Below are 24,426 nucleotides of genomic sequence, written 5' to 3' on the forward strand. Positions count from 1 at the left end.
CTGGACTATAAGAAACTGCCAGTTTTATATGATTATATCAGTCCAGTTCGGCGACCGCCTGCGCCAGGAGCCTGCAGCCCCGTTCGATTTGCGCGGTGTCCAGCGCCGAATAACCCATGACAAGGCCGACCGACTTCCGTGCTCGGGAGCCGGCGAACAGCGCCGAAACTGGATAGATGCCGACGCCCTTGGCGCGGGCCGCGTTGATCAATGCATCCTCCCGCTTCTGCGGCACCTCGTCGAACCAGGCCACTACATGCAGGCCCGCGGCCGCGCCCTCGATCCTGATACGATCGCCGAAGCGGCGGCGAAGGGCGTCGAGCAGCGCCTGCTGCCGCTCGGCGTTGCGCCGGCGCACGCGCCTGACATGGCTGTCATATGCGCCGCTCTCCAGCATCGCCGCAAGCGCCTCCTGTTCGATCAGCGGCGTGTGCCGGTCCATGATCTGCTTGGCGGCGGCGAACAGGGATCGCAGCGCCTGCGGCACCACGAGATAGCCGATCCGCAAGGTCGGCGACAGCGTCTTCGAGACTGTGCCGAGATAGATCACGTTATCACTGTCTTCCAGCGCATGCAGCGGCGGGATCGGCTTGGTGTCGTAGCGGTACTCGCTGTCGTAATCGTCCTCGATCACGTAAGAGTCGTTCTTGCGCGCCCACGCCAGCAATTGATGCCGACGGCCGATCGGCATGACGCCGCCGAGCGGATATTGATGCGACGGCGTGACATAGGCGAGGCGGGCCGCGATGCCGTCGAGCCGCTCGGTCTGAAGGCCTTCGGCATCGACCGTGACAGGCACCGTGACCGCGCCGGTCGCCGCGAAGGTGTGCCGCGCCATCTGGTAGCCGGGATCCTCCATCACGAAGCGGTCGCCGGCATCGAGCAGCAGGCGCGCACAGATGTCGAGGCCCTGCTGCGAGCCGTTGACGACGACGATCTGGTCGACGTCGCAGCGGACGCTGCGCGATCGCCACAAATAACCTTGTAGCGCAGTCCGCAGCCGCAGCGCACCGCAGGGATCGTCATAGGCGAGCCGCTCGGGCTTGCGCGCCATGGCAGCCGTCACGGCCTTCTTCCATGCCAGCACCGGGAAGTCCGACGGCGACAGCTCGCCATAACGAAAGTTCGCGACAAGCCCGCACGGCGGCGCGGACCAGTGAGGCGGGTCCTGGCGCAGCCGCTCGCCGAAGGTCGAAAGCCGCGCCTTGCGCGTCGATGGCCGGGACGTCGCGCGCGTGCGTCCGCGCTCCACCACCGCGCGCGCCACGCGCGGCCGGGCGCCATGGCGCGTCTCGATAAAACCTTCGGCGGCGAGCTGCTCGTAGGCAATCGTGACGGTCGAGCGCGCCACGCCCATCTCGTCCGCGAGCGCCCGCGATGACGGCAGCAGGCCGTCAGTGCCGTAGACCAGCGACATGATCTGGTCGCGCAGCGCCTCGTAGATCTGGCGTGCGCCCATGCGGCGCGCGCGGCGGCCCGGATTGGTTCTCTTCTGCATCATCCACATTCCAGGCCGGCATTGGTACGGCCGACGAGGGTCGGAAATGTGGTTCTAATCCCGTTCGCCGGGCGTTTCGACGTAAGCCTTGCCGTAGGGATAAAAATTCTCCCTTGCGGCCCATTTTTGCACGTTAGTCGTTGTTAGACGTTGCGAGGCCGCCTTGCCGCGGTCTGTCTGCGCTCCGACCTAAAGAGCAGGAACCGCAAGAGGGAGATCTCGATGGACGATCAGGCGAGGCTGACGGCGCTCCAGCATCATTGGGACGCTTCGGACGCAAACGATTTCGAGGCCGAGCATGACATCTATCGCGAGGATGCCGTGCTCGATTATCCGCAGTCCGGCGAGCGAATTCGCGGCCGCCGCAAGATTCAGGAGAGCCGCTTCGTGCAGCCGAACAGAAAGCGCTTCACGGTCCGGCGGATCGTCGGCGGCGGTGATCTCTGGGTGAGCGAATTCATCCTGACCTATGACGGCGTGCCGTCCTACGTCGTCAGCATCATGGAATTCCGCGACGGATCAGTGGCGCACGAAACGCAATATTTCGGTGACCGGTTCGATCCGTCACCATCGCGCGCGCATCTTGTGGAGCGCGTCGGGTAGGACCGATGCTCGCGCCTACACTCCGTCATTGCGAGCGCAGCGAAGCAATCCAGACTCTTTCCGCGGAGGGATTCTGGATTGCTTCGCTGCGCTCGCAATGACGGCGCGGACGGAACCCCGATGCGGCTGCTGGTCGCACTCTTGTCGCCTTGATTCTGGCTCACCCGGCTTTATGTCTGGGGAGAACAAGAATCCGGGCCCCTCTGGCGAGGACGCTGACTGTGTCAGCAAAACCTCGCGATGTCGGATGACCTGTCCCGCGCGAATGCGATGGATCGGCCGATCGTCGGGCCCTCTTAAGTTCTCTCCGACCAAATCGTCCCCATCGAAGCTCCGCGCGGTCATTTCGCAAGATAACGGAGCGACGATGTCTGACGCCAACACTTCCAACTCGATCGAACTCGAGATCACCGAGCCGCGTAGCTTCAACGAGCAGGCTGCGGTGGCGCTGGTGATCGCCGGTGCGCTGGTCGCCGTGGCCGACCGGCGCGTGTCGCCGGTCGAGCGCGATGAGGTGATCCGCTTCATCAGGGAACGCGGCTTGGCGCCGCACATCAGCGAGGAGCGCCTGTTTTCGATGTTCGACGAGCTCGCCGAACGGCTCGAAGAGCCTGATTTCGCCAATGTGGTGATCGACACGCTGCGGCCGGTCTCGGACCAGTCGCTGTCCTCTCATCTTCTCGAACTGTCGGAGCGCGTCGCGGCCGCGGATGAGGACGTGCATCCGCACGAGGTGCAGGCGATCAAGCTGTTGCGCCTGCTGACGCTGGTGTTGCCGCGCGCGAAGCCGGTCGGGCCGGCTGCCGTCAGCGCCGCCGAGAAGGCGTGAGCATGAGTGCTGCTTCGGACGAGCAAAGGACGAGAGGCGAGGGCGCCAGCGGTCAACCGGCCGGTGGCGACCCGCGGCTTGACGCGCTGGTTCAGCGGCTGCCGCCGCGCCTTGCGAGCAGCGTCGACTATCTCCTGCAACCGTCCAGCCGCTGGGTCCGGATTCCCTCGGGCGCGCTGCTCGTCGTCGGTGGCGTGCTGTCCTTCCTGCCGGTGCTCGGCATCTGGATGCTGCCGCTCGGCCTCGCGCTGCTCGCCGAGGACGTGCCGGCGCTGCGTGCGTCACGCTCAAAGGTCTTCGACTGGATCGAGCGCCGCAAGCCGCACTGGCTGGATCCGTCCGTACCGAAAAATGATCGAACATGACTGAATTCATCACCCCCGACGCGCTAACCGCGCTGCTGCAGGTCGTCCTGATCGACCTCGTGCTCGCCGGCGACAATGCCGTCGTCATCGGTCTCGCGGCCGCAGGCCTTCCGGCCGATCAGCGCCGCCGCGCCATCGTCGTCGGGATCGTCGCCGCGACCGCACTGCGCATCGTCTTTGCCGGCGTCGCGACCCAGCTCCTGCAAGTGATCGGCCTGCTGCTCGCCGGCGGCGTGCTGCTGCTGTGGGTGTGCTGGAAGATGTGGCGCGAGCTGCGCGAGCAGGCTGCGCATGCGAACCGGCCCGCGTTCAGCCATGCCGGTGGGGCGACCGCCGCGCCGGCGCCGCGGAAAACGTTCGGGCAGGCTGCGCTGCAGATCGTCGCCGCCGACGTCTCGATGTCGCTCGACAACGTGCTCGCGGTCGCGGGTGCGGCGCGCGAGCACCCCTATATCCTCGTCTTCGGCCTGGTTCTGTCGGTCGCGCTGATGGGCGTCGCCGCCGACCTGCTCGGCCGCGTGCTCCAGAAGCAGCGCTGGATCGCCTATGTCGGCCTCGCCATCATCGTCTACGTCGCCATCGAGATGATCTATCGCGGCTCGCTCGAGCTCGCGCCGGTTATCGCAAGTCTCTAAGTCCTGCTTTCGTTTTCCTGCCTTTGTTTCCCGGGAGTGATCCATGTCGTCTGAACCCCAAGCAGCTTCGGTCGCGCCTTCGCCGCAGCCGCAAATCGGCCCGTTCGCCCAGCTGATCTTCGGCTCGCGCTGGCTGCAAGTGCCGCTCTATGTCGGCCTCATCATCGCGCAGGCCGTCTATGTGCTGCTGTTCCTGAAAGAGCTCTGGCACCTGGTTGCGCACTCGTTCGACGCCAGCGAGCAGCAGATCATGCTGATCGTGCTCGGGCTGATCGACGTCGTCATGATCTCGAACCTCCTGGTGATGGTGATCGTCGGCGGCTACGAGACGTTCGTGTCCCGGCTCAACCTGAGCGGCCATCCCGACGAGCCGGAATGGCTCAGTCACGTCAACGCCAGCGTGCTCAAGATCAAGCTGGCGATGGCGATCATCGGCATCTCCTCGATCTCGCTGCTCAGGACCTTCATCGAGGCAGGCAATCTCGGTACCACCCGCAGCAATTTCACCGAGACCGGCGTGATGTGGCAGGTGCTGATCCACCTGACCTTCATCATCTCCGCGATCGGCATCGCCTGGGTCGACCGCCTCAGCGAGAACGGACATCGCAAGGAGAACGGTCACGCTTGAAGGCGTGGCCCGGCCTGATCAGAGACGCTGGCTCCGTGCCAGCGGAAACGACAGCGGCGCTTCATCACGCTCCTTGCGGATAGGCCGCGTTCTCGCGCCGTTCGCGCTCGCCGAGCTCGCGTACGAGTTCCTGGAGGAAGGACTCGGTGAAGGCTGGCAGGGTGCGCTCGGCGCGGACATAGATGCCGAGATCCGACCACACCGGACTTCCCGCATTGTCGAGCGGCAGGAACACGAGCTGCGCGTCGCGCGACAGCCGGCCGATGCCGAGCTGGGTCTGGAAGGCGACGCCGACGCCGCGCGCGGCGAGCTCGCGCATCAGGTCGATTGAGTTGGCTTGGATCGCAGGCTCCGGCGTCTCGGAGAGCTGCGCGATCAAGGGCTGGAGCAGATGGTAGATCGACAGCTCCGGCAGCGCCTGGATGACGGGGAAGGCGAGGCATTGCTCCAGCGTCACCGTCTTGCGCCGCGCCAGCGGATGCTCGCGCGCAACGAGCGCGCCGAGGCGAAACCGTTTCAGCGCGACCTGCCGCAGGTCCGGAGGATGCCTGAGCGCGATGGCGATGCCGATATCGGCCTCGCCCCGGCGCAAGGCTTCGAGCACGTCGGACGATCCCATGATTTCTGCGGTGAAGCTGACGCGCCGGGCACGGGTCCGGTGCGAGGCGATCAGATCCGGCAACACCGACTCGGTGATGGACTCGATGCAGGCGATGCTGACAGTGCCGTGCCAGGCGCCGGACAGGGACGCCACGTCCGAGCGGAAACGGTCGAGGTCCTGGAGCACGTTCATGACGTGGCGGGCGAGCATCTCGCCGACCGTCGTCAGGGTCAGGCCGCGCGCATTCCGCTCGAACAGGGGCGATCCAACCTCTTGTTCAAGCTTGAGAATCTGGCGGCTGACGGCGGACGAGGCGACGTTCAGGAGGCGCGCTGCGGCGCGGATCGAGCCGGTGCGGCGGACGGCATGGAAGTATTGGATGGAAGGTGAGTGAAAGCGCATGGGACCCCCGGCGGCACTATAGCCGTTGCCGAAACGGCAGCAACATGTGCGAATTTCTCTGCCTTTTGAGAGCGCTGGTTTCACCCTAGTGTCATGTGCCGTCGGGCCCTTTCGGGCCCGCGCGGCGATGCGCCGCAACGATGCGGCAGGGGATTTTGGGGTGAACGAGAATATCGCTTGCGAGCTGGAGCACGGGCGGGACGCCCGTCTCGTCGATCGCCGCCGCGCTGCCGCCTATGTCGGCGTGACCGCCGGCCGCTTCGAGCAGCTGGTGCGCGACAATGTCGTGCCGCCGCCGGTCATGGTCGACAACAAGCGGCGTTGGCCGATCGCGTTGCTCGATGACGCCAGGGAAGCGGTCGGCAGCAACATGCCGTCGCCGCCGGCGGTGCGAGCCGATGTCGAAGCGCGGCCCTGCGATCGTGACGCCGCGCCGTCTTCGCGTGAGCTGCCCGATCCAGCCTGGTTCGAGCAGCGCGCGAGCTTCGTGCAGCGCGTCCGCCGCTCGCTGCTCTCGGGCAACGAGATCCGCTTGCTGCGCGAGTTCAAGCTGCTCGGGCAGAACCAGATCAGCATGTACGGCTACTATGGCAGCTTCGAAGCGCTGATGGTGCGCGGCCACATCGTCGAGACCGACCGCAAGCCGCCATCGAGCCGTCCGCTGGTGACCTACCGCCTGACGGCGCAGGGCGAGCAGCTGATCACGGCGCTGAAGGACGAGCCGGTCTTCTGACCGGACGTAATAGTTCGGAGTCTCGCAGGCTGTCGAAATGCGATTCGATGTCTGGCTGCGTGTCGACGGCCGAGACAACGTGCCACCACGCCTCCAGCGCGCTGCGCTCGCAACTGACCTCTACGAGGATTTTCGTGAACGTGCGATGTCGCTCTTGAGCGCTTCCAGATCCTTGTGCACCGCGCGTGCGGCGTCGCGCTCGATCCTCCGGTAGCGCGCCACAAGCTTTTCGCCGAACGGCGTCAGCATTGCGCCGCCGCCGTTCTTGCCGCCGGCCTGGGGCTCGACCGCGGCATGTCCGCAGATTCGGTTGATCTCGTCCACGAGATCCCAGGCGCGCTTGTACGACATGTCCATGGCGCGGCCGGCCCCGGAGATCGAGCCTTGCGCGCGGATCTGCTCCAGAAGCTCGATCTTGCCGGGCCCGATCCGATCCTCGCCGTCGAGGTCGATGCGAAGGCTCAGCTGGGGAAGGGATTTGGCGCTCGCGCGCGACATGATGATGTCTCTTGTGCTCTGGCTTGGCAGATTGCCACTCTTGTCCGTCGTGGACAAGGCGAGCGCGCCATGCGTCATCGCACCGCGTGCATCTCCAGAAACGCCTTCACGCCGGTCACGGTACCGGTATCCGATGGCACGTAGCCGGGCAGGGTGGCGACGGCGGCACGAAAATCGGCGCTGCGCATGATCTCGAGGATGCGTTGCATCGGCGCAGTCTCAAGGAAGGCGCGCTTGCAGACGAAGAAATAATCCTCGGTGAGGATGCGGATGAAGTCGAGGCCGAACTGGCGGGCGGCCGCCTCGACACCGAAGCTTGCATCGGCCATGCCGCTCGCGACATAGGCTGCGACCGCCGCATGGGTGAACTCGATCTGCTGCGCGCCGTTGATCCTGCTTTCGTCGATGCTATGCGCGGCGAGCAATTGGTCGAACAAGAGGCGCGTGCCGGAATCATGGTCGCGATTGACGAAGCGGACGTTGGGCCGGGTGAGGTCATCAAGCGAGGCGATCCGCCGCGGATTGCCGCGCGCGACCATCAGACCCATCTCGCGCGTCACAAAACTGATGATGCGGTCCTCGCGCGGATCGAGCCATTCGCGCGCGGCCTTGATGCCCTGGGCGCGTAGCGCGCCATGCGGCAGATGCAGGCCGGAGAGGTCGCAGGCGCCCTGCGCCAGCGAGACCAGCGAATGCTGATTGCTGACATAGCGTAGATCGACGCCGATGCCCGGCTCGCGATCGAGGAATTCGCGCAGCTTGGCGACCGCAAAGCCGTGGCTGGCATGGACGCGGATCACGGAGGGCCGCTGTTCGAGGAACGGCTTGATCTCGCTCGCGAGCTCCTGGGCCAGGTTTTCGAGCTGCGGTCCGAGCCGGGCCTGCATGCGCTCGCCGGCCCACACCAGCCGCTCGCCGAATGGCGTCAGCTTCGAGCCCTTGCCGCGCCGGGTTTCGACCAGGGGCGTGCCGAAGAACTCGGTCCACTGCTCGATCAGATTCCAGACGTGCCGGTAGGACAGCTGCGCATCGCTGGCCGCGCTCGTGATCTTCCCGGTCTTCCGGATCTCGTTGAGCACGCCGATCATGATGACGGCGGTGCGCGGACTGCCTTCATGGCGAAACCGCCAGACAGCCTCGATCTCGATCTGAAGCATCGGCTCTCCTTATGAATTACGCTTCATATGCGGGGCGTCCATCGGCACATCATATCATATTTAACTCCGGCCAATAGGCGCCTAGTCTGGCATACCAGAACCGGAGGAAATATGATGTCTGTTGCATATGACTTTGCCCACTCGCCGGCCAGCGAGTTCATGTCCCGGCCGCAGCATCTGCTCATCGACGGCCGCCGCGTCCCCGCGAGCTCAGGCCGCACCTTCAAATCTCTCAACCCCGCCACCGGGCGGGTCATCGCCACCATCGCCGAGGGCAACGAGGCCGATGTCGAGCACGCCGTGGCCGCCGCCCGCCGGGCCTTCGAAGGCCCGTGGCGCACGATGCGCGCCTCCGAGCGCGGCCAGATTCTGCTGCGCTGGGCGGACCTGCTCAAGCAGCACGCGGAACAAATCATCGAGCTCGAGTCGATCGACGCCGGCAAGCCGATCTCCGCGACGGCGCGCCAGGACTTCCCGGCTGCCGTCGACACGCTGATCTACTACGCCGGCTGGGCCGACAAGATCAGCGGTGACGTCGTGCCCGTGCGCGACGATGCCTTGACCTACACCGTGCGCGAGCCGGTCGGCGTGGTTGCGGCGATCGTGCCGTGGAATTTCCCGCTGATGATCGGCATGTGGAAGCTCGCACCTGCGCTGGCCTGCGGCTGCACCATCGTGATGAAGCCGGCCGAACTGACCTCGCTATCGGCGCTGCGCATTGCGGAGCTCGCGCTTGAAGCGGGCCTGCCGGCGGGCGTCTTCAACGTCGTCACCGGGCCCGGTCGCGTCGTCGGTGACGCGCTGGTCAATCATCCCGATGTCGACAAGGTCACCTTCACCGGCTCGCCCGGCGTGGGCCGTGGAATCATGAAGGCCGCGGCCAGCAACTTCAAGCGCGTCTCGCTCGAGCTCGGCGGCAAGTCGGCCAACGTCATTTTCGACGATGCGGATCTTGAAGCGGCTTCCAAGGCTGCGGCCTCCGGCATCTTCTTCAATGCCGGCCAGGTGTGCTCGGCCGGCTCCCGCGTGCTGGTGCAGGAGAAGGCCTATGACGAAGTCGTCGAACGCCTCGCCGCGCGCGCGAAGTCGATCAGAATCGGCGACCCGCTTGACCGCAAGACAGCGCTTGGTCCCGTGATCTCCGAGAAGCAGATGAGGTCGATCCTCGACTATGTCGATATCGGACGGGCAGAGGGCGCGACCCTCGTCACCGGTGGCGAGAAGGTCGGAGATCGCGGCTATTTCATCAGCCCAGCGGTATTCGCGAATGTCGAACACGAGATGCGGATCTCACAGGAGGAGATCTTTGGCCCCGTCGTCAGCGTCATCAAGTTCAGGGACGAGGCCGATGCTTTACGGATCGCTAACGGCACGGCCTACAGCCTCGCTGCCGGCGTCTGGAGCCGCGATATCGGCAAGCTGCAGCGTTTCGCCAAGCGGGCGCGCGCCGGCACGGTCTGGATGAACACCTATGGCTACACCGACGTGCGCCTGCCCTGGGGCGGCGAGCGCGACTCCGGCCTCGGCCGCGAGCACGGCACTGCTGCGCTCGACAATTTCACTGAGCCGAAGGCTGTCTGGATGAATTTGGCCGTCTGATACCTCCCGAGCGGCCAATCCTGGAGCCCGCCTGATCCGTCCGGTCAGGCGGGCTCTCTTTTCGGGGATCGATAAAAGTGTCTGCAATCCGCTCACGCGCGGCAAACCCTGCGGACAAGAACCGAAGCGGCTTAAACCTCCGCTTTGGAACCGACATGCATCCTGCCTGCAAAAGGTTGGGGCATCAGCATGTCAGTTCTCAAGGAGATCGTCGCTGCGGTCGCAGGAGTCTACGCGCTCCTGTTCGTCTGCGACGCAGTGTTCGGCGTCGGCGAGGCGCGCTTCGACGACGCCTATTACAGCGCCAGCTACTACGCGCCGAAACCGAAGGAATTCCGCTTTGCCAGCGACACGCCACCGGCGACCCGCGTCAGCGAAGCCTTCGCGCAGTTCTCGGCGGCCGAAGCCAGGCCGAACAAGCGCTACTCGTCGCTGACGACGATCATCCGGTAATCGATTTTTCAGGTTTGCTCCGCTGTTCGACTACCGCCTGGATGCTGTCCCGCGCGTTGAGGGATCAGCAGCAGGCAGCCCACCATGAACGCCGCGATCACGGCCGAGGCCAGCGGCCGGCTCAGCGCGAGGCCGCCATGATCGAGCGGCTTGTCGAGGAAGTCGCCGACGGTCGCACCCAGCGGTCGCGTCAGGATGAAGGCGGCCCAGAACAACGTGACGCGAGAGACGCGGGTCCAGAAATAGAGTGCGGCGATGACGGCAAGCCCGGTTGCGAAGATCAGCGCGCCGCCGCGATAGCCCATGTCGCCGGTATCCGCGATCCAGTCGCCGAGCGCGGTGCCGAGCGTCTGCGAGAAGGTGATCGCTCCCCAATAGAAGACCTCGACCCGCGGCGTGCTGACGCTGTTGACCGAGATCGTTCCCTCGGTGCGATACCAGAGGCCAAGCACCAGCACGAGGCAGGTGAGAAGGAGCGTCGCGCCGCCGGTATAGCCGATGCCGAGCGAGCGGTCGGCGAAGTCGGCCATCGTGGTGCCGAAGGTGGTCGAGGCCACGATGGTCGTCCAGTACAGTGATGGATGGAATTTGCGCGCGCGGATCTGTGCGGCGACCAGGACGATCATCGCCGCCAGGAACAGGCAGGTGCCCGCGAGATAACCCCAGTTCAGCGTCATTGTGACGGTGTCGCCGCCGGTCTCGCCGAGAGTCGTGGCGGCGATCTTGATGATCCAGAAGCCGAGTGTGACTTCAGGGACCTTGCTCTCGCTGACGAGGTTGCTCTTCGTGTAATCTTCCATGGTGTCCTCGTTGTCGTCTCAGGCCTTGGCGACGCTATCCATGATCGCGAGCAGATCGGCGATGGCCTGCTTGCATTTTGCAGCGTCCGGCGTGCCAGCGCGCAACGCCTCCAGCGCGCGATCGATCGCCTTGTCGACCGTGTGCCAGTCCGCCGCCGCACGCGGCTTCAATCCGGCTTCGGCCTCGTCCCATTTGGTCTCGAGATCCTTGATCCTTGTCTTGGCGCCGGGCAGGTCGCCCTTGTCGACCAGTGCGGCGACATCGACGACGATGCTGCGGAACGGCGTGAGATCGCCGAGCTTGGCGGTCGCGGCCTCCGCGAGCGGCACGAAGGTGAAGCGTTGGCTCGCATGCATGTTCGGTTCGCCCGTGAAGGTCGTCAGCAGGCAAACGACGACGGCGGGAATGAGTTTCATCATGTGGTTTCTCCTGGTGTGGCTCCTGCGTCCGTGCAGGCTGCGTTGAAACTGTGATTGGCGTTATTGCGCAGGACCGGCGCGGCGCGCGCCGTCGCCTTCGAACGTCACCCAGGCAACGAGGCCGACGATCACGGTGAGGAAGGCGATGCTGGTGTGGATCGTGCCGAGGCCCATGCCGCCATACTCGCGCGATTGTGACAGCAGATCGCCGAGCGAGGCGCCGAGCGGGCGAGTGAGGATGTAGGCGAGCCAGAAGGTGAGAACGGGATTGGCGCCGATGGTGTAGGAGAGGGCCACCGCCACGATCAGCGCGCCGAAGGCGACGACGCCGAGCTGAAAGCCGAGACCGAGTGCTTCGGTCGCAAGATCGCCGGCGGCGGTGCCGAGTGCGAAGGTGAACAGGATCGCGGTCCAGTAGAACAGCTCGCGTCGCGTCGTGACGATGCTGCGGATCGACAGTGTGCGTTCGACGCCGAACCAGACCGCAAAGGTCGCAGCCAGCGCGCAGGCGAAAACGGCGGTGCTGACATAAAGGCTGATCTCGAGCTTGTCTGTCAGCAGATCCGTGAGCTGCGTGCCGACGATACTGACGAGGACGACGGTGAGCCAGTAAATCCAGGGTACATAAGCGCGGCGGTTCAGTTGCAGCAGCAGCGCGGCAATCAGCAGGCCGGTCATGCAGATCGCGGTCAGGCTGGCGCCAAGGCCGACATGCACCGCGAGATAGTCGGCGCCGGTCTCGCCGACCGTGGTCGAGAGGATCTTGATGACCCAGAAGGTCGCGGTGACCTCCGGAACCTTGTTCAGCATCCGCCTTGCGCCAAAGCCTGAATGTTGCGACACGCCCAAATCTCCCAAAGCCGAAGTGATGTCGGAGCGTCGCGCAGGGGACTTAGCCCCGGCTTAGGGATGAGAAAATTCCGGGCAGGCTGGCCTTCGCCGCAATTTGGGCCTGCTGGCGTTTGCTAACTCTGCGCTAAGCCGGAATGGCCATGATCTTGACGGCCGGATGGCCAGCGGTTGAGGATCGAGTCTTGCGGGTTCTGCTGGTCGAGGACGACAGGATGATTGGCGCGGCGATCGAGCAGGCGCTGAAGGATGCCGCTTACGCCGTCGATTGGGTCAGGGACGGCGAGACCGCGCTGCTCGCCGCGGAAAGCGAATCCTACGAGGTGCTGCTGCTCGATCTCGGTCTGCCGAATACCGACGGCCGCGATATTTTGCGGCGGCTGCGTGCTGACGGCCGCAAGCTTCCCGTCATCATAGTGACGGCGCGCGATGCGCTTGACGACAGGATCGAAGGGCTCGATCTCGGCGCGGACGATTATCTCGTCAAGCCGTTCGAGATCCGCGAACTGCTGGCGCGGATGCGGGCGGTGCTTCGCCGTGAAGGCAGCGGTGCGCCCGCTGTGCTTGGCAACGGCAAGCTCAGTCTCGATCCTGCGACCCGCGAAGCCTCGCTCTACGGCCAGACGTCCATTCTGACCGCGCGCGAGTTCGCGCTGCTCCAGGCCTTGCTGACGCGGCCCGGGACTATCCTGTCGCGGAGCGAACTCGAGCGGCAGCTTTACGGCTGGAACGAGGAGGTCGAAAGCAATGCAGTCGAGTTCCTGATCCACTCCATCCGAAAGAAGCTCGGCACGGAGGCGATCCGTAACGTGCGCGGGATGGGATGGATGGTGGATCGGGGGCCATGACTAAGTCGTTGCGCGGCCGGCTGTTCATCAGCTTGACGACGATTGTCCTGCTGACAGGTCTTGTTGGGGGCGTGTTTGCGCACCGGTGGGCATTCGACGAAGCGATCGAGACCCAGGACTCCGTCCTGATCCAGATCGCAGATCTCGTTCAGGGCGGTGGTCTCACGGGAACTCAGGACCTCCATGGGGTCGATGAAGATTCCGAAGTCTGGTTGATGGAATTGGGCAAGGCGCCGCAAGGCACGCCCGAGCAGCGCCAGCTGTGGCGGCTTCAGGACGGGATGCGCGACGCGACGCGAAACGGAAAGCCGATCCGCGTGGTGTTGCGGACGCGGTCCGATGGCAGCCGCTTTGCAGTGGCCCAGAGCACGGGCGTTCGTGATGAGATCGCGGGCGACATGGCGTTCCGCACCGTGCTTCCGATTGCAGCGCTCATCCCCTGCCTGATGCTGGTGATCGCCTTCGTCATCGCGAGATCGCTGCGCCCGATGGTGCGTCTGGCAGACGAACTCGATGCCCGGCCCGCGGATGACATGACGGCGCTCCCGCTTCACGGCCTCCCGAGCGAACTCAACCCGTTCGTGTCCTCGATCAACGGCTTGCTGCGCCGCGTGCACGACATGATGGAGCAGCAGCGCAGGTTCGTCGCCGATGCTGCGCACGAACTGCGCACGCCGCTCACCGCGCTGAGCTTGCAGGCCGAAAATCTCGATCAAGTCGAACTGCCGCCGGCCGCGCGCGAGCGCCTTGCGGCGCTTCGGCAGGGCATGCGTCGCAGCAAGCATCTCCTGGAGCAGTTGCTGGCGCTGGCACGGCATGACGTAACGCCCTCCGACCGCGTCCAATGGGAGGTCGTGGAGCTCGATCGCATGGCGAGACGGGTGATCGCTGATCTGTTGCGGGAGGCGATCGGCCGCGGCGTCGATCTTGGCTTCGCACGAGCCGAGCCTGTACCGGTGCGCGGTGAGCCTATCATGCTCGCCGCCATGATCCGTAATCTCATCGACAACGCGCTCCGGTTCACGCCGGAAGGTGGCAGGATCGACGTGGCGATTTACCAGGACGACACGACGGCCGTGCTTCAAATCGAGGACACCGGGCCCGGCGTTTCCCCCGACGAGATCGGCCGGATTTTTGAGCCGTTCTTCCGTGGTCAGCGTCCGGAAGGCGATGGCGTCGGTCTCGGCCTCTCGATCGTGAAGCGGATCGTCGATCGGCTCGGTGGGACGATAGAAGCGGTGAACATGACGGAGGCTGGACGAACAGGGCTGCGGATCGTCGTCAAACTGCCCGCGGCCGCCTGACGATCACTCCCCCTGAATCCATTCCGCCAGGCCGCGCCACAGCGTGTCGCGGTGCTCGGTGCGGAAGAAACCGAAATGGCCGATCGCCTTGGCGCCGACGTCGGACGGCTTCACCGTCAGCACCTCCGGCTTGATCGCTGTGAAGCCTGCCGTGAGCAGCTCGACCGCCGGCCGCGTCGCCCAGGGATCGTCGGAGAAGCACAGCGCGCGCAGCTCGCCCTTGAATTTTGCGAAATTCGCCAGCGCCGGCAGTTTGGAATCGAACAGATAGCGCGGGCTCGAGACCCAGTCCGCCCATTGCAGGAAGACACCCTTGGGCAGATCCTCGCCGATGCCGACCCAGCCCGGCGCGTAGCCGAGTGCGTGGACCAGCGGAACGCCGACGAAATTCATGAATGCGAAGACGCGGTATTTCTCCGGCGACGTCATCAGCCGCCAGGTCGCGGCCTGCGAGGCCACGAACGCGGCGCGCGAGATGTCGGTGTTGTTCGCGATCAGCCCGAGCGCCTGGCCACCGAAGGAATGGCCGAAATAGGCAAGGGGGAGCGTGTTGTAACGCTCGCGCATCCAGCTCACCGCGGCGGTGATGTCGAGCGCGGCCCAGTCCGACATCGAGGCCTTGAAGCCGACCAGCGATTTCGGCTGGTTGTAGCCGACCATGGCCGGCAGGCGGGAGTCGCCGATGCCGCGATAGTCGTAAGTGAGGACCGCACAGCCGCGATGGGCGAGATAGGAGGCGAAGCCGCGATAGATTTTTCGCGGGACGGCGGTCGCCGAATTGATCAGGACGGCATGGCGCTTGGCGCCGCGCGGCAGGAACAGGGTGCCGGTCAGCGCATACCCGTCGGTCGCCGGGAAGCTGATCTCGTCGATGAAAACGTCGTCCAGTGCCGCGTCCATGGATCGAAGCTGTCTTGCCGGTTTCCTCTGCCACCCCCAGCAAATGCGAATTCGGCTTTGCCCGCAAGGGTTTGCATTGCGGAATGGATTTACAACTGGCGGTGTCGCGCCAGCCTGTGTATAAGGCGGCCCTCGCAACCCACAGATCAGGTTGCACTTTTTGCTTCACGGAGAGATTGCGATGTCCGAGCGGTGGACGCCCGAGTCCTGGCGCAGCAAGCCGGTGCTACAGGTGCCCGATTATCCCGACGCCAAGGCTTTGGCCGACGTCGAGGCGCAGCTTGCAACCTTTCCGCCGCTGGTGTTTGCCGGCGAGGCGCGCAATCTGAAGAAGGCGCTGGGGCGCGTTGCGGCCGGCGACGCCTTCCTGCTGCAGGGCGGCGATTGCGCCGAGAGCTTTGCCGAGCACGGCGCCAACAACATCCGCGACTTCTTCCGCGTGCTGCTGCAGATGGCGGTGGTGCTGACCTATGCCGGCGCGGTGCCGGTGGTGAAGGTCGGCCGCATCGCCGGCCAGTTTGCAAAACCGCGCTCGTCGCCGACCGAGAAGATCGACGGCGTCGAGCTGCCGAGCTATCGCGGCGACATCGTCAACGACATCGCCTTCACCAGGGAAGCGCGCGTGCCGGATCCGCAGCGCCAGCTGATGGCCTATCGCCAGTCGGCCGCGACGCTGAACCTGCTCCGCGCCTTCGCCACCGGCGGCTTCGCCAACCTCGGCAGCGTGCATCAGTGGATGCTCGGCTTCCTCAAGGACTCGCCGCAGTCCCGCCGCTACAAGGAACTGGCCGACCGCATCTCGGACGCGCTCAACTTCATGCGTGCCTGCGGCCTCGATCTCGAAAGCCATCCCGAGCTGCGCGCTACCGATTTCTACACCAGCCATGAGGCGCTGTTGCTCGGCTACGAGCAGGCCATGACCCGCGTTGATTCCACGACCGGCGACTGGTACGCGACCTCGGGCCACATGATCTGGATCGGCGACCGCACCCGCCAGCTCGATCACGGTCACATCGAATATTTCCGCGGCATCAAGAACCCGATCGGCCTGAAGTGCGGCCCGTCGCTCAAGCCCGACGAGCTGCTGAAGCTGATCGACGTGCTCAATCCTGACAACGAGCCGGGCCGGCTGACGCTGATCAACCGTTTCGGCTCCGACAAGGTCGCCGACCATCTGCCGGGCCTGATCCGCGCGGTGAAGCGCGAGGGCAGGGTGGTGGTCTGGTCGTGCGACCCCATGCACGGCAACACCATCACCTCGACGTCAGGCTACAAGACGCGGCCGTTCGACCGCGTGCTGTCGGAGGTGAAGTCGTTCTTCACGATCCACGCCGCGGAAGGCACCCACGCCGGCGGCGTGCATCTGGAGATGACCGGCCAGGACGTCACCGAGTGCATCGGCGGCGCCCGCGCCATCACGGACGAGGATCTCAACGACCGCTACCACACGGTTTGCGATCCCCGCCTCAATGCCGAGCAATCCATCGATATGGCTTTCCTGGTCGCCGAACTGCTGAAGCAGGAACGCGCCGGCAAGGTCAGGCCGATGCCGGCTGCAGCGGGGCTCTAAATCCTTGCTGCGGATCTGGAAGGCCACGATCAACTCCCGCAACGGTCTGGCCTTTGCGTTCCGCTCGGAGCAGGCCGTCCGCGAGGAGATCTTTGCGCTGCTCCTGTCGCTGCCGGTGGCGTGGTTCGTCGCCGCCAGCGCGACGCGCGCGGTCGAGCTGGTCTGCTCGGTCGCCTTCGTGCTGGTGGTCGAGTTGCTCAACACCGCGATCGAGAAGCTCGCCGATCGCCTGACCATGGATCACGACAAGCAGATCGGGCGGGTCAAGGACATGGGCTCGGCCGCGGTCGGCGTCGCGCTGCTGATGGCCGGCGCGTTCTGGATCATCGCGATCATCGAGCGTCTGGGATTCCTCTAGCCACGAAATTGGAGTGCGGTGGCCATGACCGAACGTCTCGACGCATTCGCGGTCACGCTCGCCCAGCTCAATCCGACCATGGGCGATATCGATGGCAATGCCGCGAAGGTTCGCTCGGCACGCGAGCGAGCGATCGCCGATGGTGCCGATCTGGTGCTGTTTCCGGAATTGTTCATCGCCGGTTATCCGCCGGAAGATCTGGTGCAGAAGCCGGCCTTCCAGGCCGCCTGCCGTTCCGTCATCGAAGCGCTAGCGCGCGAGACCGCCGACGGCGGCCCGGCGCTGCTGGTCGGCACGCCCTGGGTCGAGGACGGCAAGCTCTACAATGCCTGTGCGCTGCTCGACGGCGGGCGCATCGCCGCGTTGCGCTTCAAATGCAATCTGCCGAATTACGGTGTGTTCGACGAGAAGCGGCTGTTTGCGCGCGGGCCAGCTGCTGGTCCGGTCACCGTGCGCGGCGTGCGGATCGGCGTGCCGATCTGCGAGGACATCTGGCTGGAAGAGTCCGAGGACTACGAGAACGTGATCGAGACGCTGGCCGAGACCGGCGCCGAGATCATTCTGGTCCCGAACGGCTCGCCCTATGGCCGCGACAAGAACGATGTGCGTCTGTCGGTGGCGGTCGCGCGGGTCACCGAGAGCGGCCTGCCTCTGGTCTATCTCAACCAGGTCTGCGGCCAGGACGAGCTCGTGTTCGACGGCGCGTCTTTCGCGCTCAATGGCGATCTCTCGCTTGCCGCGCAACTGCCCGCGTTCGAGGAGAACGTCACGACGTTGCGCTTCATCAGAAACGGCGGCGATTGGCGTTGCACGGGTCCGATCGCGGAGCAGCCCGAGGGCGATAAGGCCGACTATGCCGCCTGCGTGCTGGGCTTGCGCGACTACGTTACCAAAAACGGCTTTCCCGGTGTGCTGCTCGGCATCTCGGGCGGCATCGATTCCGCACTCTGTGCGGCGATCGCGGTCGACGCACTCGGCGCCGACCAGGTGCACGGCGTGATGCTGCCTTATCGCTACACGGCGGCACACTCGATTGCCGATGCGGGCGAGCTCGCCGGCCATCTCGGCATCCGCTACGAGGTGTTGCCGATCGCGGAGGCGGTGAATGGTTTCGAGACCATTCTGTCCGGCATCTTCAAGAACCTGCCGCCCGATATCACCGAGGAAAACCTCCAGGCCCGGACCCGCGGCACGCTGCTGATGGCGATCTCCAACAAGACCGGGCTGATGGTGGTGACGACAGGCAACAAGTCGGAAATGTCGGTCGGCTATGCCACGCTCTATGGCGACATGAACGGCGGCTTCAATCCGATCAAGGACATCTACAAGACGCAGGTGTTCCGGCTGGCGGCGCTGCGCAATGCATGGAAGCCCGACGGAGCACTCGGACCGGCGGGCGAGGTGATCCCGCCCGATATCATCACACGACCGCCGACTGCGGAGCTGCGTGAGAACCAGACCGATCAGGACTCACTGCCGGCTTACGAGGTGCTCGACGCGATCCTGGAGCGTCTGGTCGAACGCGAGGAGCCACTCGACCAGATCATCGCCGCGGGCTTCGACCGCGAGACGGTGACCCGCATCGACCATCTTCTCAACGTCGCCGAATACAAGCGCCGCCAGGCCGCCCCCGGCGTGAAGGTGACGCGGAAGAACTTCGGCCGCGACCGCCGCTATCCCATCACCAACCGCTTTCGCGACAGAGGCGAGAAGTTGCCCGCGCCCGACGAGACGCTGGTCTCGCCCGGCAGCAAGGCGTCGATCGACGCGTTCGAGGGGTAGGCGATCCATTCCGCTGTCATCATCCGCGAAGGCGGATGATCCAGTACTCCGCGGCGGATGTTGTGAGAACCGGCCGGCGCTGCGGTGTACTGGATGCCCCGCATTCGCGGGGCATGACACTGAGTTTTGGAGCCGCTTACTTCTGCTGCTGCGGCAGGAAGCTCGGGCCGACCGAGCGGATCGGCTTGTTCTCCGACGTGGCCGCGGTGCTCGCATCCGCAGGCGGCGTGGCGGCCGGTGCCGTGGCCGTCGTCGGCGCAGGAGCTGCGCCCTTCTTGGCATTCGCCGGCGCGCCCTTGGTGAGCTGCCGCTGCTGCATCTTCTTGGCGCTCTCTTCGGTGACGATGATGTCACCCTGCTGCTCGGCGGCCGCCTTGTCGTCGGCCGATTTCAGCGCATCGGCCCAGGTCTGGCCCGCCGCTTTGCACGAGCAGGACGGGTTGAACTCGCTGCGGAATTTGAAGGCGGTCGGCAGCGCCGTGTAGGGCTGGCCGCTGATCGAGACCGCGGAGCTCATGTCCTCGCCGGGATTGCGGTGGGCGTAGAGCGCGGCTTCGGCCGCCGGGCACAGCGCCTTGCAGGTCCTCTCGTCATCGGGGAAGCGCGCTGGCACGGTCGCAAACGAGATCGGGAAATACGCGCCGTCGCAGGTGCGCACGCAGACGGTGCGGTAGGTGCCGGATTGCGGGCCGCCGAGATCGGAGGGCGGCGCGCCCGGCGGATTGTTGGCGTTATTGCCGCCGAACAGATTGCTCAGGAAGTTGCCGCCCTGCGACTGCACGGCGTTGGCGTATTGCGGGCCGCAATTGTTTTGCGTGAGCGCAATCAGCACCGAGCGGCGCTGGCTGTCGCGCTCAGGGCTGCCGCCGGCACCGCCGCCGCGCAGGCGTTCGAGATTGCCGGTGATCTGGTCGAGATTGGCACGCATCTGCTGGATCTGGGTGTTGACCGGACCGCATTGCGCCGACTGGCCGTTGAACAGCGAGAAGAAGCCGGAGGAATCGCAGCCCATGCGCTTGGCCTGCATGGTGACGCGGTCGAGCTCGGCTTGCTGGCGGGTCTGGGAATCCTGGTAGCGGCGGATCTGGTCGTCGCGCGCGGGATCGCCGCTCGCCCCACCGTTGAGCGCGGCGAGTTGTCCTTCGAGCCGCACGCACATCGGGTTCGGCCCGAGCCCGCCCTGGGTGGGCGGAGGCGGCGGTGCTCCGGGCGGGCCAGCCTGTGCAAAGGCGTCAGTGGCGAGCACGATCGCACTCAGAAGCACGGTGCAGGCAAGGAAGGAGCGGCGACGGGACAGAGACAAAAATTCAGGCATATCCGCCATTCTAGCGAGGTCACGGCCCCAAGTGACTTTTCAACGTGATTTGGGGGCCGAAGCGCGCCCTCCAATAGCCGCTTCCTGCGGCAGCGTCACGTCGTTTCAGGGGCGGTAAACGGGTCCTAAGGTCCGCCAGCTCCGAGCGAATTCAGCGCTGGCAGGTGATTGCGACATATTCGTCGCAATGGCCATGGGAGCAGTTTGCGCCGGATTTGGGGACAGAGCCGGTAATTTCGTCGGGATCGACCCGGCGGTAGCTTGATGCCTGTGCAAAGTCCCGTGACTGGCAGTAGGTGCGGGCGACCTGCGCGCCGCACTTCTCGCCCTTGGCCAGGCACTGGTCGACGCCGTAGCCGTCGGCCTGGTTGGCGATGATGAAGACGCGGGTCTCGGCGAAAGCGCTGGATGCCGCGAGAAGAGAGGCACAGGAGACAAGCGCGAGCAGGGATCGCATGGGTGCACCGGGGGCTGGGGGGACCACCGGGTTCCGAATTAAACCCAAAAGGTTAAGGATGACGAACCATCAAGGCGGTGCGGCCGCGCATTGCGGAAATAAAGCGGCATTTTCGCGGCTCTCTTGACGAAAGGCGCCTTCGTGGCCCATATGTCGCCGCATGAACGGTCTCCTCGCCATCTGCATTATTTGCCGCGAGATTACGAGCTAGCGATTCGCTGGCTGGAGCCGTCTTTTCTCAAAACCATTGAGAGCACTGGACGCCCGGCCAACAGCCGACGGGTATCCATATGGAATTGCGTCTTTACGATACGATGACGAAGGAGAAGCGCACCTTCGTGCCGCTTAAGCCAGAGAACGTCCGCATGTACGTCTGCGGACCGACCGTCTACGACTTCGCCCATATCGGCAACGCTCGCCCGGTGATCGTATTCGATATGCTGTTTCGGCTGCTCCGCCATCTCTATGGCGAGGCGCACGTGAAGTATGTCCGCAACATCACCGACGTCGACGACAAGATCAACGATCGCGCCGCGCGGGATTTTCCCGGCTTGCCGCTGAACGAGGCGATCCGCAAGGTCACCGAGCAGACCGGCAAGCAGTTTCACGCCGACGTCGATGCGCTCGGCGCGCTCCGGCCGAGCGTCGAGCCGCGCGCGACCGAGCATATCGGCGAGATGCGCGAGATCATCGAAAGGCTCATTGCCGGCGGCTTTGCCTACGCTGCCGAGGACCACGTGCTGTTCTCGCCGCAGGCGATGAACGCGGCCAATTCCACGCTGCCGCGCTATGGCGCGCTGTCGAAGCGGCCGCTCGACGAAATGATCGCCGGCGCGCGCGTCGACGTCGCTCCCTACAAAAAGGATTCGACCGACTTCGTGCTGTGGAAGCCGTCCAAGCCCGGCGAGCCGTCCTGGCCGTCGCCGGCCGGCATCGCCGCGCAGGGACGTCCGGGCTGGCACATCGAATGCTCGGCCATGGCCTGGAAGCATCTCGGCGAGCAGTTCGACATCCATGGCGGCGGCATCGATCTCGTGTTTCCGCACCACGAGAACGAGGTCGCGCAGACCTGCTGCGCCTTCCACCAGCAGCGCATGGCGAACTACTGGATGCACAACGGCTTCCTGCAGGTCGAGAGCGAGAAGATGTCGAAGAGCCTCGGCAACTTCATCACCATCCACGAGCTGCTCGCGGACTGGCCGGGTGAGGTGCTGCGCCTCAACATGCTGAAGACGCACTACACCTCGCCGATCGACTGGACCATGAAGTCGCTGGAGGAGAGCGCCAAGACGCTCAACGATTGGTATCGCTTTGCCGCTGACGTCGCGCCGTCAAAGCCGGCGGCATCCGTGCTCGAAGCCCTGCTCGACGACCTCAACACGCCGCAGGCGATCGCGGCGCTGCATGGTCTGCGCAATTCGTCCGATGCGGCGGGTCTTTCCGCGTCGCTGCGTCTGCTCGGCTTCCTGTCCGAGAGCGTGGCGCAATGGGAGGGCCGCAAGCGCCAGGCGAGCGGCGTCGATGCCGGCGAGATCGATCGCCTGATCGCGGAGCGCACGGCTGCGCGGGCGCGAAAAGACTTCAAGGAGTCCGATCGCATCCGCGACGAGCTCGCGGCCAAGGGCGTCGTCATTAAGGACGGCAAGGATTCCGACGGCAAGCCGGTGACGACCTGGGAGCTCGCGTGATGGCACAAGCGCATCCCAAACCCGGCTTGCGGCCGTTTTTGCCTGATGACGTTCCGATGCTGGCCGCGATCTTCGCCGCCAGCATCCAGGAGCTGACCGGCGACGACTACAGCGAGGCGCAGCAGGAAGCCTGGATGGCGGCGGCCGAGACCGAGGAGTTCGGCAAGCGGCTGGCGGCCGACCTGACGCTGATCGCCACGCTGGATGGCTCGCCCGTCGGTTTCGCCTCGCTGCGCGGCAAGGATCACATCCATATGCTCTACGTTCATCCGGCCGTGGCGGGGCAGGGCATTGCGACCATGCTGGTCGACGCGCTGGAAAAGCTCGCCGGCGGCCGTGGCGCGGAAAAATTGACGGTCGACGCCAGCGATACGGCAGAAGGCTTCTTCGCCAAGCGCGGTTATGTCGCCATGCAGCGCAATAGCATCACCGTCAACGACGAGTGGCTCGCCAACACCACCATGCAGAAAACGTTCGGCACCGGACCCGCATCGGGAGCGCTGCAATGAGCAAGGAGCGTCTGTATCTGTTCGACACCACGCTGCGCGACGGTGCGCAGACCAACGGCGTCGATTTCACGCTGACCGACAAGCAGGTCATCGCGGCGATGCTCGACGAGCTCGGCATCGACTATATCGAGGGTGGTTATCCCGGCGCCAATCCACTCGACACCGAATTTTTCGGCAGCAAGCCGAAGCTGAACCATGCGCGCTTCACCGCCTTCGGCATGACGCGGCGGGCAGGGCGCTCGGTCTCCAACGACCCCGGCGTCGCCGGGCTTCTGGAAGCGAAGGCGGACGCGATCTGCTTCGTGGCAAAGTCCTCGGCGTATCAGGTGCGCGTCGCGCTGGAGACGACGAACGAGGAAAATCTCGCCTCGATCCGCGACAGCGTCGCAGCCGCGAAGGCCGCGGGCCGCGAGGTGATGCTCGACTGTGAGCATTTCTTCGACGGCTACAAGGAAGATGCGAGTTTTGCGCTCGCCTGCGCCAAGGCCGCCTATGAGGCCGGCGCGCGCTGGGTGGTGTTGTGCGACACCAACGGCGGCACCATGCCGAACGAGATCGAAGCCATCGTCACCGAGGTCACAAAACACGTCCCCGGCGACCATCTCGGCATCCACGCCCATAACGACACCGAGCAGGCGGTGGCGAATTCGCTCGCCGCGGTGCGTGCCGGGGCGCGGCAGATCCAGGGCACGCTGAACGGACTCGGCGAGCGCTGCGGCAACGCCAACCTCTGCTCGCTGATTCCGACCTTGAAGCTGAAGCGGGAATTCGCCGACGCCTTCGAGATCTCGGTCACGCCGGAGAAATTGGCGACGCTCGTCAAGGTCTCGCGCACGCTCGACGACATGCTCAACCGCGTGCCCAATCGCCATGCCGCCTATGTCGGCGAGAGCGCCTTCGTCACCAAGACCGGCATTCACGCCTCCGCCGTGATGAAGGATCCGCAGACCTACGAGCATGTGTTGCCGGAGACCGTCGGCAATCACCGCAAGGTGCTGGTGTCCGACCAGGCCGGCCGCTCCAACGTCATGGCCGAGCTCGACCGCGCCGGCATCGCTTACGAGAAGCGAGATCCGAAGCTGACGCGACTGGTCGAGGAATTGAAAGAGCGGGAGGCTGCCGGCTACGCCTATGAATCCGCCAACGCCTCGTTCGATCTGCTGGCGCGCCGCACGCTCGGAAAAGTGCCGCAATATTTCGAGGTCGAGCAGTTCGATGTCAATGTCGAGCAGCGCTACAACGCGCTTGGCGAGCGCGTCACGGTCGCCTTGGCCGTGGTGAAGGTCGACGTTGCAGGCGAGCATCTGATCTCGGCAGCCGAGGGCAACGGCCCGGTGAATGCGCTCGACGTCGCGTTGCGCAAGGATCTCGGAAAATACCAGAAGTACATCGAGGGCCTGACGCTGATCGATTACCGCGTGCGTATCCTCAACGGCGGCACCGGTGCGGTGACGCGCGTCCTGATCGAGAGCGAGGACGAGACCGGCGATCGCTGGACCACGGTCGGCGTGTCCCCGAACATCATCGATGCATCGTTTCAGGCGCTGATGGATTCGGTGATCTACAAGCTCGTGAAGTCGGGCGCGCCGGCGTAGGGCGCGGCGGCGCTACAAACGCCGTCATTG

At 65.0% G+C, this 24,426-nt stretch carries 26 protein-coding genes; 16 read left to right on the forward strand and 10 right to left on the reverse strand.

What is annotated here, in order from left to right; all coding sequences use genetic code 11:
* Nucleotides 1–37 precede the first annotated feature (37 nt).
* Entirely contained in the window at nucleotides 38–1,501 is a 1,464-nt protein-coding gene (gene pdxR, locus ABID58_RS18920; protein WP_354033837.1) for a MocR-like pyridoxine biosynthesis transcription factor PdxR, read from the reverse strand.
* Nucleotides 1,502–1,720: 219 nt separating this feature from the next.
* Between pdxR and ABID58_RS18925 the strand changes: the two genes are divergently transcribed.
* From ABID58_RS18925 to ABID58_RS18945, 5 genes are all read left to right on the forward strand, one after another.
* Nucleotides 1,721–2,101 carry a nuclear transport factor 2 family protein gene (locus ABID58_RS18925; protein ID WP_354033838.1) on the forward strand — a complete coding sequence of 127 codons (381 nt, stop codon included), beginning with the start codon at nucleotides 1,721–1,723 and terminating at the stop codon, nucleotides 2,099–2,101.
* A 367-nt stretch (nucleotides 2,102–2,468) separates the two neighbouring features.
* Nucleotides 2,469–2,930, forward strand: coding sequence for a TerB family tellurite resistance protein (locus tag ABID58_RS18930; protein WP_354033840.1), 462 nt, complete (start codon nucleotides 2,469–2,471; stop codon nucleotides 2,928–2,930).
* A gap of 2 nt (nucleotides 2,931–2,932) precedes the next feature.
* On the forward strand, nucleotides 2,933–3,295 hold the full coding sequence (locus ABID58_RS18935; RefSeq protein ID WP_187435061.1) for a hypothetical protein: 363 nt from the start codon (nucleotides 2,933–2,935) through the stop codon (nucleotides 3,293–3,295).
* Nucleotides 3,292–3,930 (forward strand): TerC family protein, encoded by a 639-nt coding sequence (locus ABID58_RS18940; protein ID WP_354033842.1) that lies wholly within the window; start codon nucleotides 3,292–3,294, stop codon nucleotides 3,928–3,930. The genes ABID58_RS18935 and ABID58_RS18940 overlap by 4 nt, the downstream gene beginning before the upstream one ends.
* Before the next feature lie 43 nt (nucleotides 3,931–3,973).
* Nucleotides 3,974–4,558, forward strand: coding sequence for a TIGR00645 family protein (locus tag ABID58_RS18945; RefSeq protein WP_148753158.1), 585 nt, complete (start codon nucleotides 3,974–3,976; stop codon nucleotides 4,556–4,558).
* Between the two features lie 64 nt (nucleotides 4,559–4,622).
* Here ABID58_RS18945 and ABID58_RS18950 read toward each other — a convergent pair whose 3' ends face one another.
* Nucleotides 4,623–5,561 (reverse strand): LysR family transcriptional regulator, encoded by a 939-nt coding sequence (locus ABID58_RS18950; protein ID WP_148753157.1) that lies wholly within the window; start codon nucleotides 5,559–5,561, stop codon nucleotides 4,623–4,625.
* 160 nt (nucleotides 5,562–5,721) lie between these two features.
* Here ABID58_RS18950 and ABID58_RS18955 point away from each other — a divergent pair, with 160 nt between their 5' ends.
* Nucleotides 5,722–6,294: a hypothetical protein gene (locus ABID58_RS18955; protein ID WP_354033843.1), complete on the forward strand. Its 573-nt coding sequence runs from the start codon at nucleotides 5,722–5,724 to the stop codon at nucleotides 6,292–6,294.
* A gap of 120 nt (nucleotides 6,295–6,414) precedes the next feature.
* On the opposite strand, the gene ABID58_RS18960 is transcribed toward ABID58_RS18955, so the two are convergent.
* Together ABID58_RS18960 and ABID58_RS18965 are read right to left on the reverse strand one after the other, a co-directional pair.
* Entirely contained in the window at nucleotides 6,415–6,792 is a 378-nt protein-coding gene (locus ABID58_RS18960; RefSeq protein WP_354033844.1) for a winged helix-turn-helix domain-containing protein, read from the reverse strand.
* 74 nt (nucleotides 6,793–6,866) lie between these two features.
* Complete coding sequence (locus ABID58_RS18965; protein WP_354033846.1) at nucleotides 6,867–7,949, reverse strand: substrate-binding domain-containing protein; 1,083 nt, start codon at nucleotides 7,947–7,949, stop codon at nucleotides 6,867–6,869.
* A 114-nt stretch (nucleotides 7,950–8,063) separates the two neighbouring features.
* Between ABID58_RS18965 and ABID58_RS18970 the strand changes: the two genes are divergently transcribed.
* Together ABID58_RS18970 and ABID58_RS18975 are read left to right on the forward strand one after the other, a co-directional pair.
* The gene (locus ABID58_RS18970; RefSeq protein WP_354034080.1) at nucleotides 8,064–9,548 is read left to right on the forward strand and encodes an aldehyde dehydrogenase family protein; all 1,485 of its coding nucleotides are present in this window, start codon (nucleotides 8,064–8,066) and stop codon (nucleotides 9,546–9,548) included.
* A 189-nt stretch (nucleotides 9,549–9,737) separates the two neighbouring features.
* A complete protein-coding gene (locus ABID58_RS18975; RefSeq protein ID WP_354033848.1) occupies nucleotides 9,738–10,001 on the forward strand; it encodes a hypothetical protein in 264 nt (87 codons plus the stop codon).
* A gap of 8 nt (nucleotides 10,002–10,009) precedes the next feature.
* On the opposite strand, the gene ABID58_RS18980 is transcribed toward ABID58_RS18975, so the two are convergent.
* The 3 genes from ABID58_RS18980 to ABID58_RS18990 form a co-directional block, all read right to left on the reverse strand.
* A complete protein-coding gene (locus ABID58_RS18980) occupies nucleotides 10,010–10,801 on the reverse strand; it encodes a COG4705 family protein (protein ID WP_354033850.1) in 792 nt (263 codons plus the stop codon).
* A gap of 18 nt (nucleotides 10,802–10,819) precedes the next feature.
* Nucleotides 10,820–11,158, reverse strand: coding sequence for a hypothetical protein (locus ABID58_RS18985; protein WP_246230039.1), 339 nt, complete (start codon nucleotides 11,156–11,158; stop codon nucleotides 10,820–10,822).
* Between the two features lie 123 nt (nucleotides 11,159–11,281).
* Nucleotides 11,282–12,031 (reverse strand): COG4705 family protein, encoded by a 750-nt coding sequence (locus ABID58_RS18990; protein WP_354034081.1) that lies wholly within the window; start codon nucleotides 12,029–12,031, stop codon nucleotides 11,282–11,284.
* A gap of 224 nt (nucleotides 12,032–12,255) precedes the next feature.
* Here ABID58_RS18990 and ABID58_RS18995 point away from each other — a divergent pair, with 224 nt between their 5' ends.
* Both ABID58_RS18995 and ABID58_RS19000 read left to right on the forward strand, forming a co-directional pair.
* Complete coding sequence (locus ABID58_RS18995) at nucleotides 12,256–12,918, forward strand: response regulator transcription factor (RefSeq protein WP_148753150.1); 663 nt, start codon at nucleotides 12,256–12,258, stop codon at nucleotides 12,916–12,918.
* A gap of 8 nt (nucleotides 12,919–12,926) precedes the next feature.
* Nucleotides 12,927–14,222 (forward strand): ATP-binding protein, encoded by a 1,296-nt coding sequence (locus ABID58_RS19000; RefSeq protein WP_354033851.1) that lies wholly within the window; start codon nucleotides 12,927–12,929, stop codon nucleotides 14,220–14,222.
* 3 nt (nucleotides 14,223–14,225) lie between these two features.
* Here ABID58_RS19000 and ABID58_RS19005 read toward each other — a convergent pair whose 3' ends face one another.
* Nucleotides 14,226–15,122, reverse strand: a complete 897-nt coding sequence (locus tag ABID58_RS19005) for an alpha/beta hydrolase family protein (protein ID WP_354033853.1) — start codon at nucleotides 15,120–15,122, stop codon at nucleotides 14,226–14,228.
* Between the two features lie 181 nt (nucleotides 15,123–15,303).
* Here ABID58_RS19005 and ABID58_RS19010 point away from each other — a divergent pair, with 181 nt between their 5' ends.
* Genes ABID58_RS19010 through ABID58_RS19020 form a run of 3 tightly spaced genes read left to right on the forward strand, consistent with a single transcriptional unit; the run spans nucleotide 15,304 to nucleotide 18,832 of the window.
* Entirely contained in the window at nucleotides 15,304–16,692 is a 1,389-nt protein-coding gene (locus tag ABID58_RS19010) for a class II 3-deoxy-7-phosphoheptulonate synthase (RefSeq protein ID WP_148753147.1), read from the forward strand.
* 4 nt (nucleotides 16,693–16,696) lie between these two features.
* The gene (locus ABID58_RS19015) at nucleotides 16,697–17,050 is read left to right on the forward strand and encodes a diacylglycerol kinase (protein WP_354033854.1); all 354 of its coding nucleotides are present in this window, start codon (nucleotides 16,697–16,699) and stop codon (nucleotides 17,048–17,050) included.
* Nucleotides 17,051–17,074: 24 nt separating this feature from the next.
* Nucleotides 17,075–18,832 carry an NAD+ synthase gene (locus tag ABID58_RS19020; RefSeq protein ID WP_354033856.1) on the forward strand — a complete coding sequence of 586 codons (1,758 nt, stop codon included), beginning with the start codon at nucleotides 17,075–17,077 and terminating at the stop codon, nucleotides 18,830–18,832.
* A 136-nt stretch (nucleotides 18,833–18,968) separates the two neighbouring features.
* Here the strand turns inward: ABID58_RS19020 and ABID58_RS19025 are convergent, their stop codons facing one another.
* A complete protein-coding gene (locus tag ABID58_RS19025; protein WP_354033857.1) occupies nucleotides 18,969–20,156 on the reverse strand; it encodes a DUF2865 domain-containing protein in 1,188 nt (395 codons plus the stop codon).
* Nucleotides 20,157–20,298: 142 nt separating this feature from the next.
* Nucleotides 20,299–20,604, reverse strand: coding sequence for a hypothetical protein (locus ABID58_RS19030; protein ID WP_148753143.1), 306 nt, complete (start codon nucleotides 20,602–20,604; stop codon nucleotides 20,299–20,301).
* A gap of 290 nt (nucleotides 20,605–20,894) precedes the next feature.
* Between ABID58_RS19030 and cysS the strand changes: the two genes are divergently transcribed.
* Genes cysS through cimA form a run of 3 tightly spaced genes read left to right on the forward strand, consistent with a single transcriptional unit; the run spans nucleotide 20,895 to nucleotide 24,396 of the window.
* The gene (gene cysS / locus ABID58_RS19035; RefSeq protein WP_354033858.1) at nucleotides 20,895–22,292 is read left to right on the forward strand and encodes a cysteine--tRNA ligase; all 1,398 of its coding nucleotides are present in this window, start codon (nucleotides 20,895–20,897) and stop codon (nucleotides 22,290–22,292) included.
* Nucleotides 22,292–22,801 (forward strand): GNAT family N-acetyltransferase, encoded by a 510-nt coding sequence (locus tag ABID58_RS19040; RefSeq protein ID WP_354033860.1) that lies wholly within the window; start codon nucleotides 22,292–22,294, stop codon nucleotides 22,799–22,801. Before cysS ends, ABID58_RS19040 begins: the two co-directional genes overlap by 1 nt.
* Entirely contained in the window at nucleotides 22,798–24,396 is a 1,599-nt protein-coding gene (gene cimA / locus ABID58_RS19045) for a citramalate synthase (RefSeq protein WP_354033861.1), read from the forward strand. Before ABID58_RS19040 ends, cimA begins: the two co-directional genes overlap by 4 nt.
* Nucleotides 24,397–24,426 lie beyond the last annotated feature (30 nt).

This window comes from Bradyrhizobium sp. S3.2.6, assembly GCF_040546885.1.
GTDB lineage: Bacteria > Pseudomonadota > Alphaproteobacteria > Rhizobiales > Xanthobacteraceae > Bradyrhizobium > Bradyrhizobium cytisi.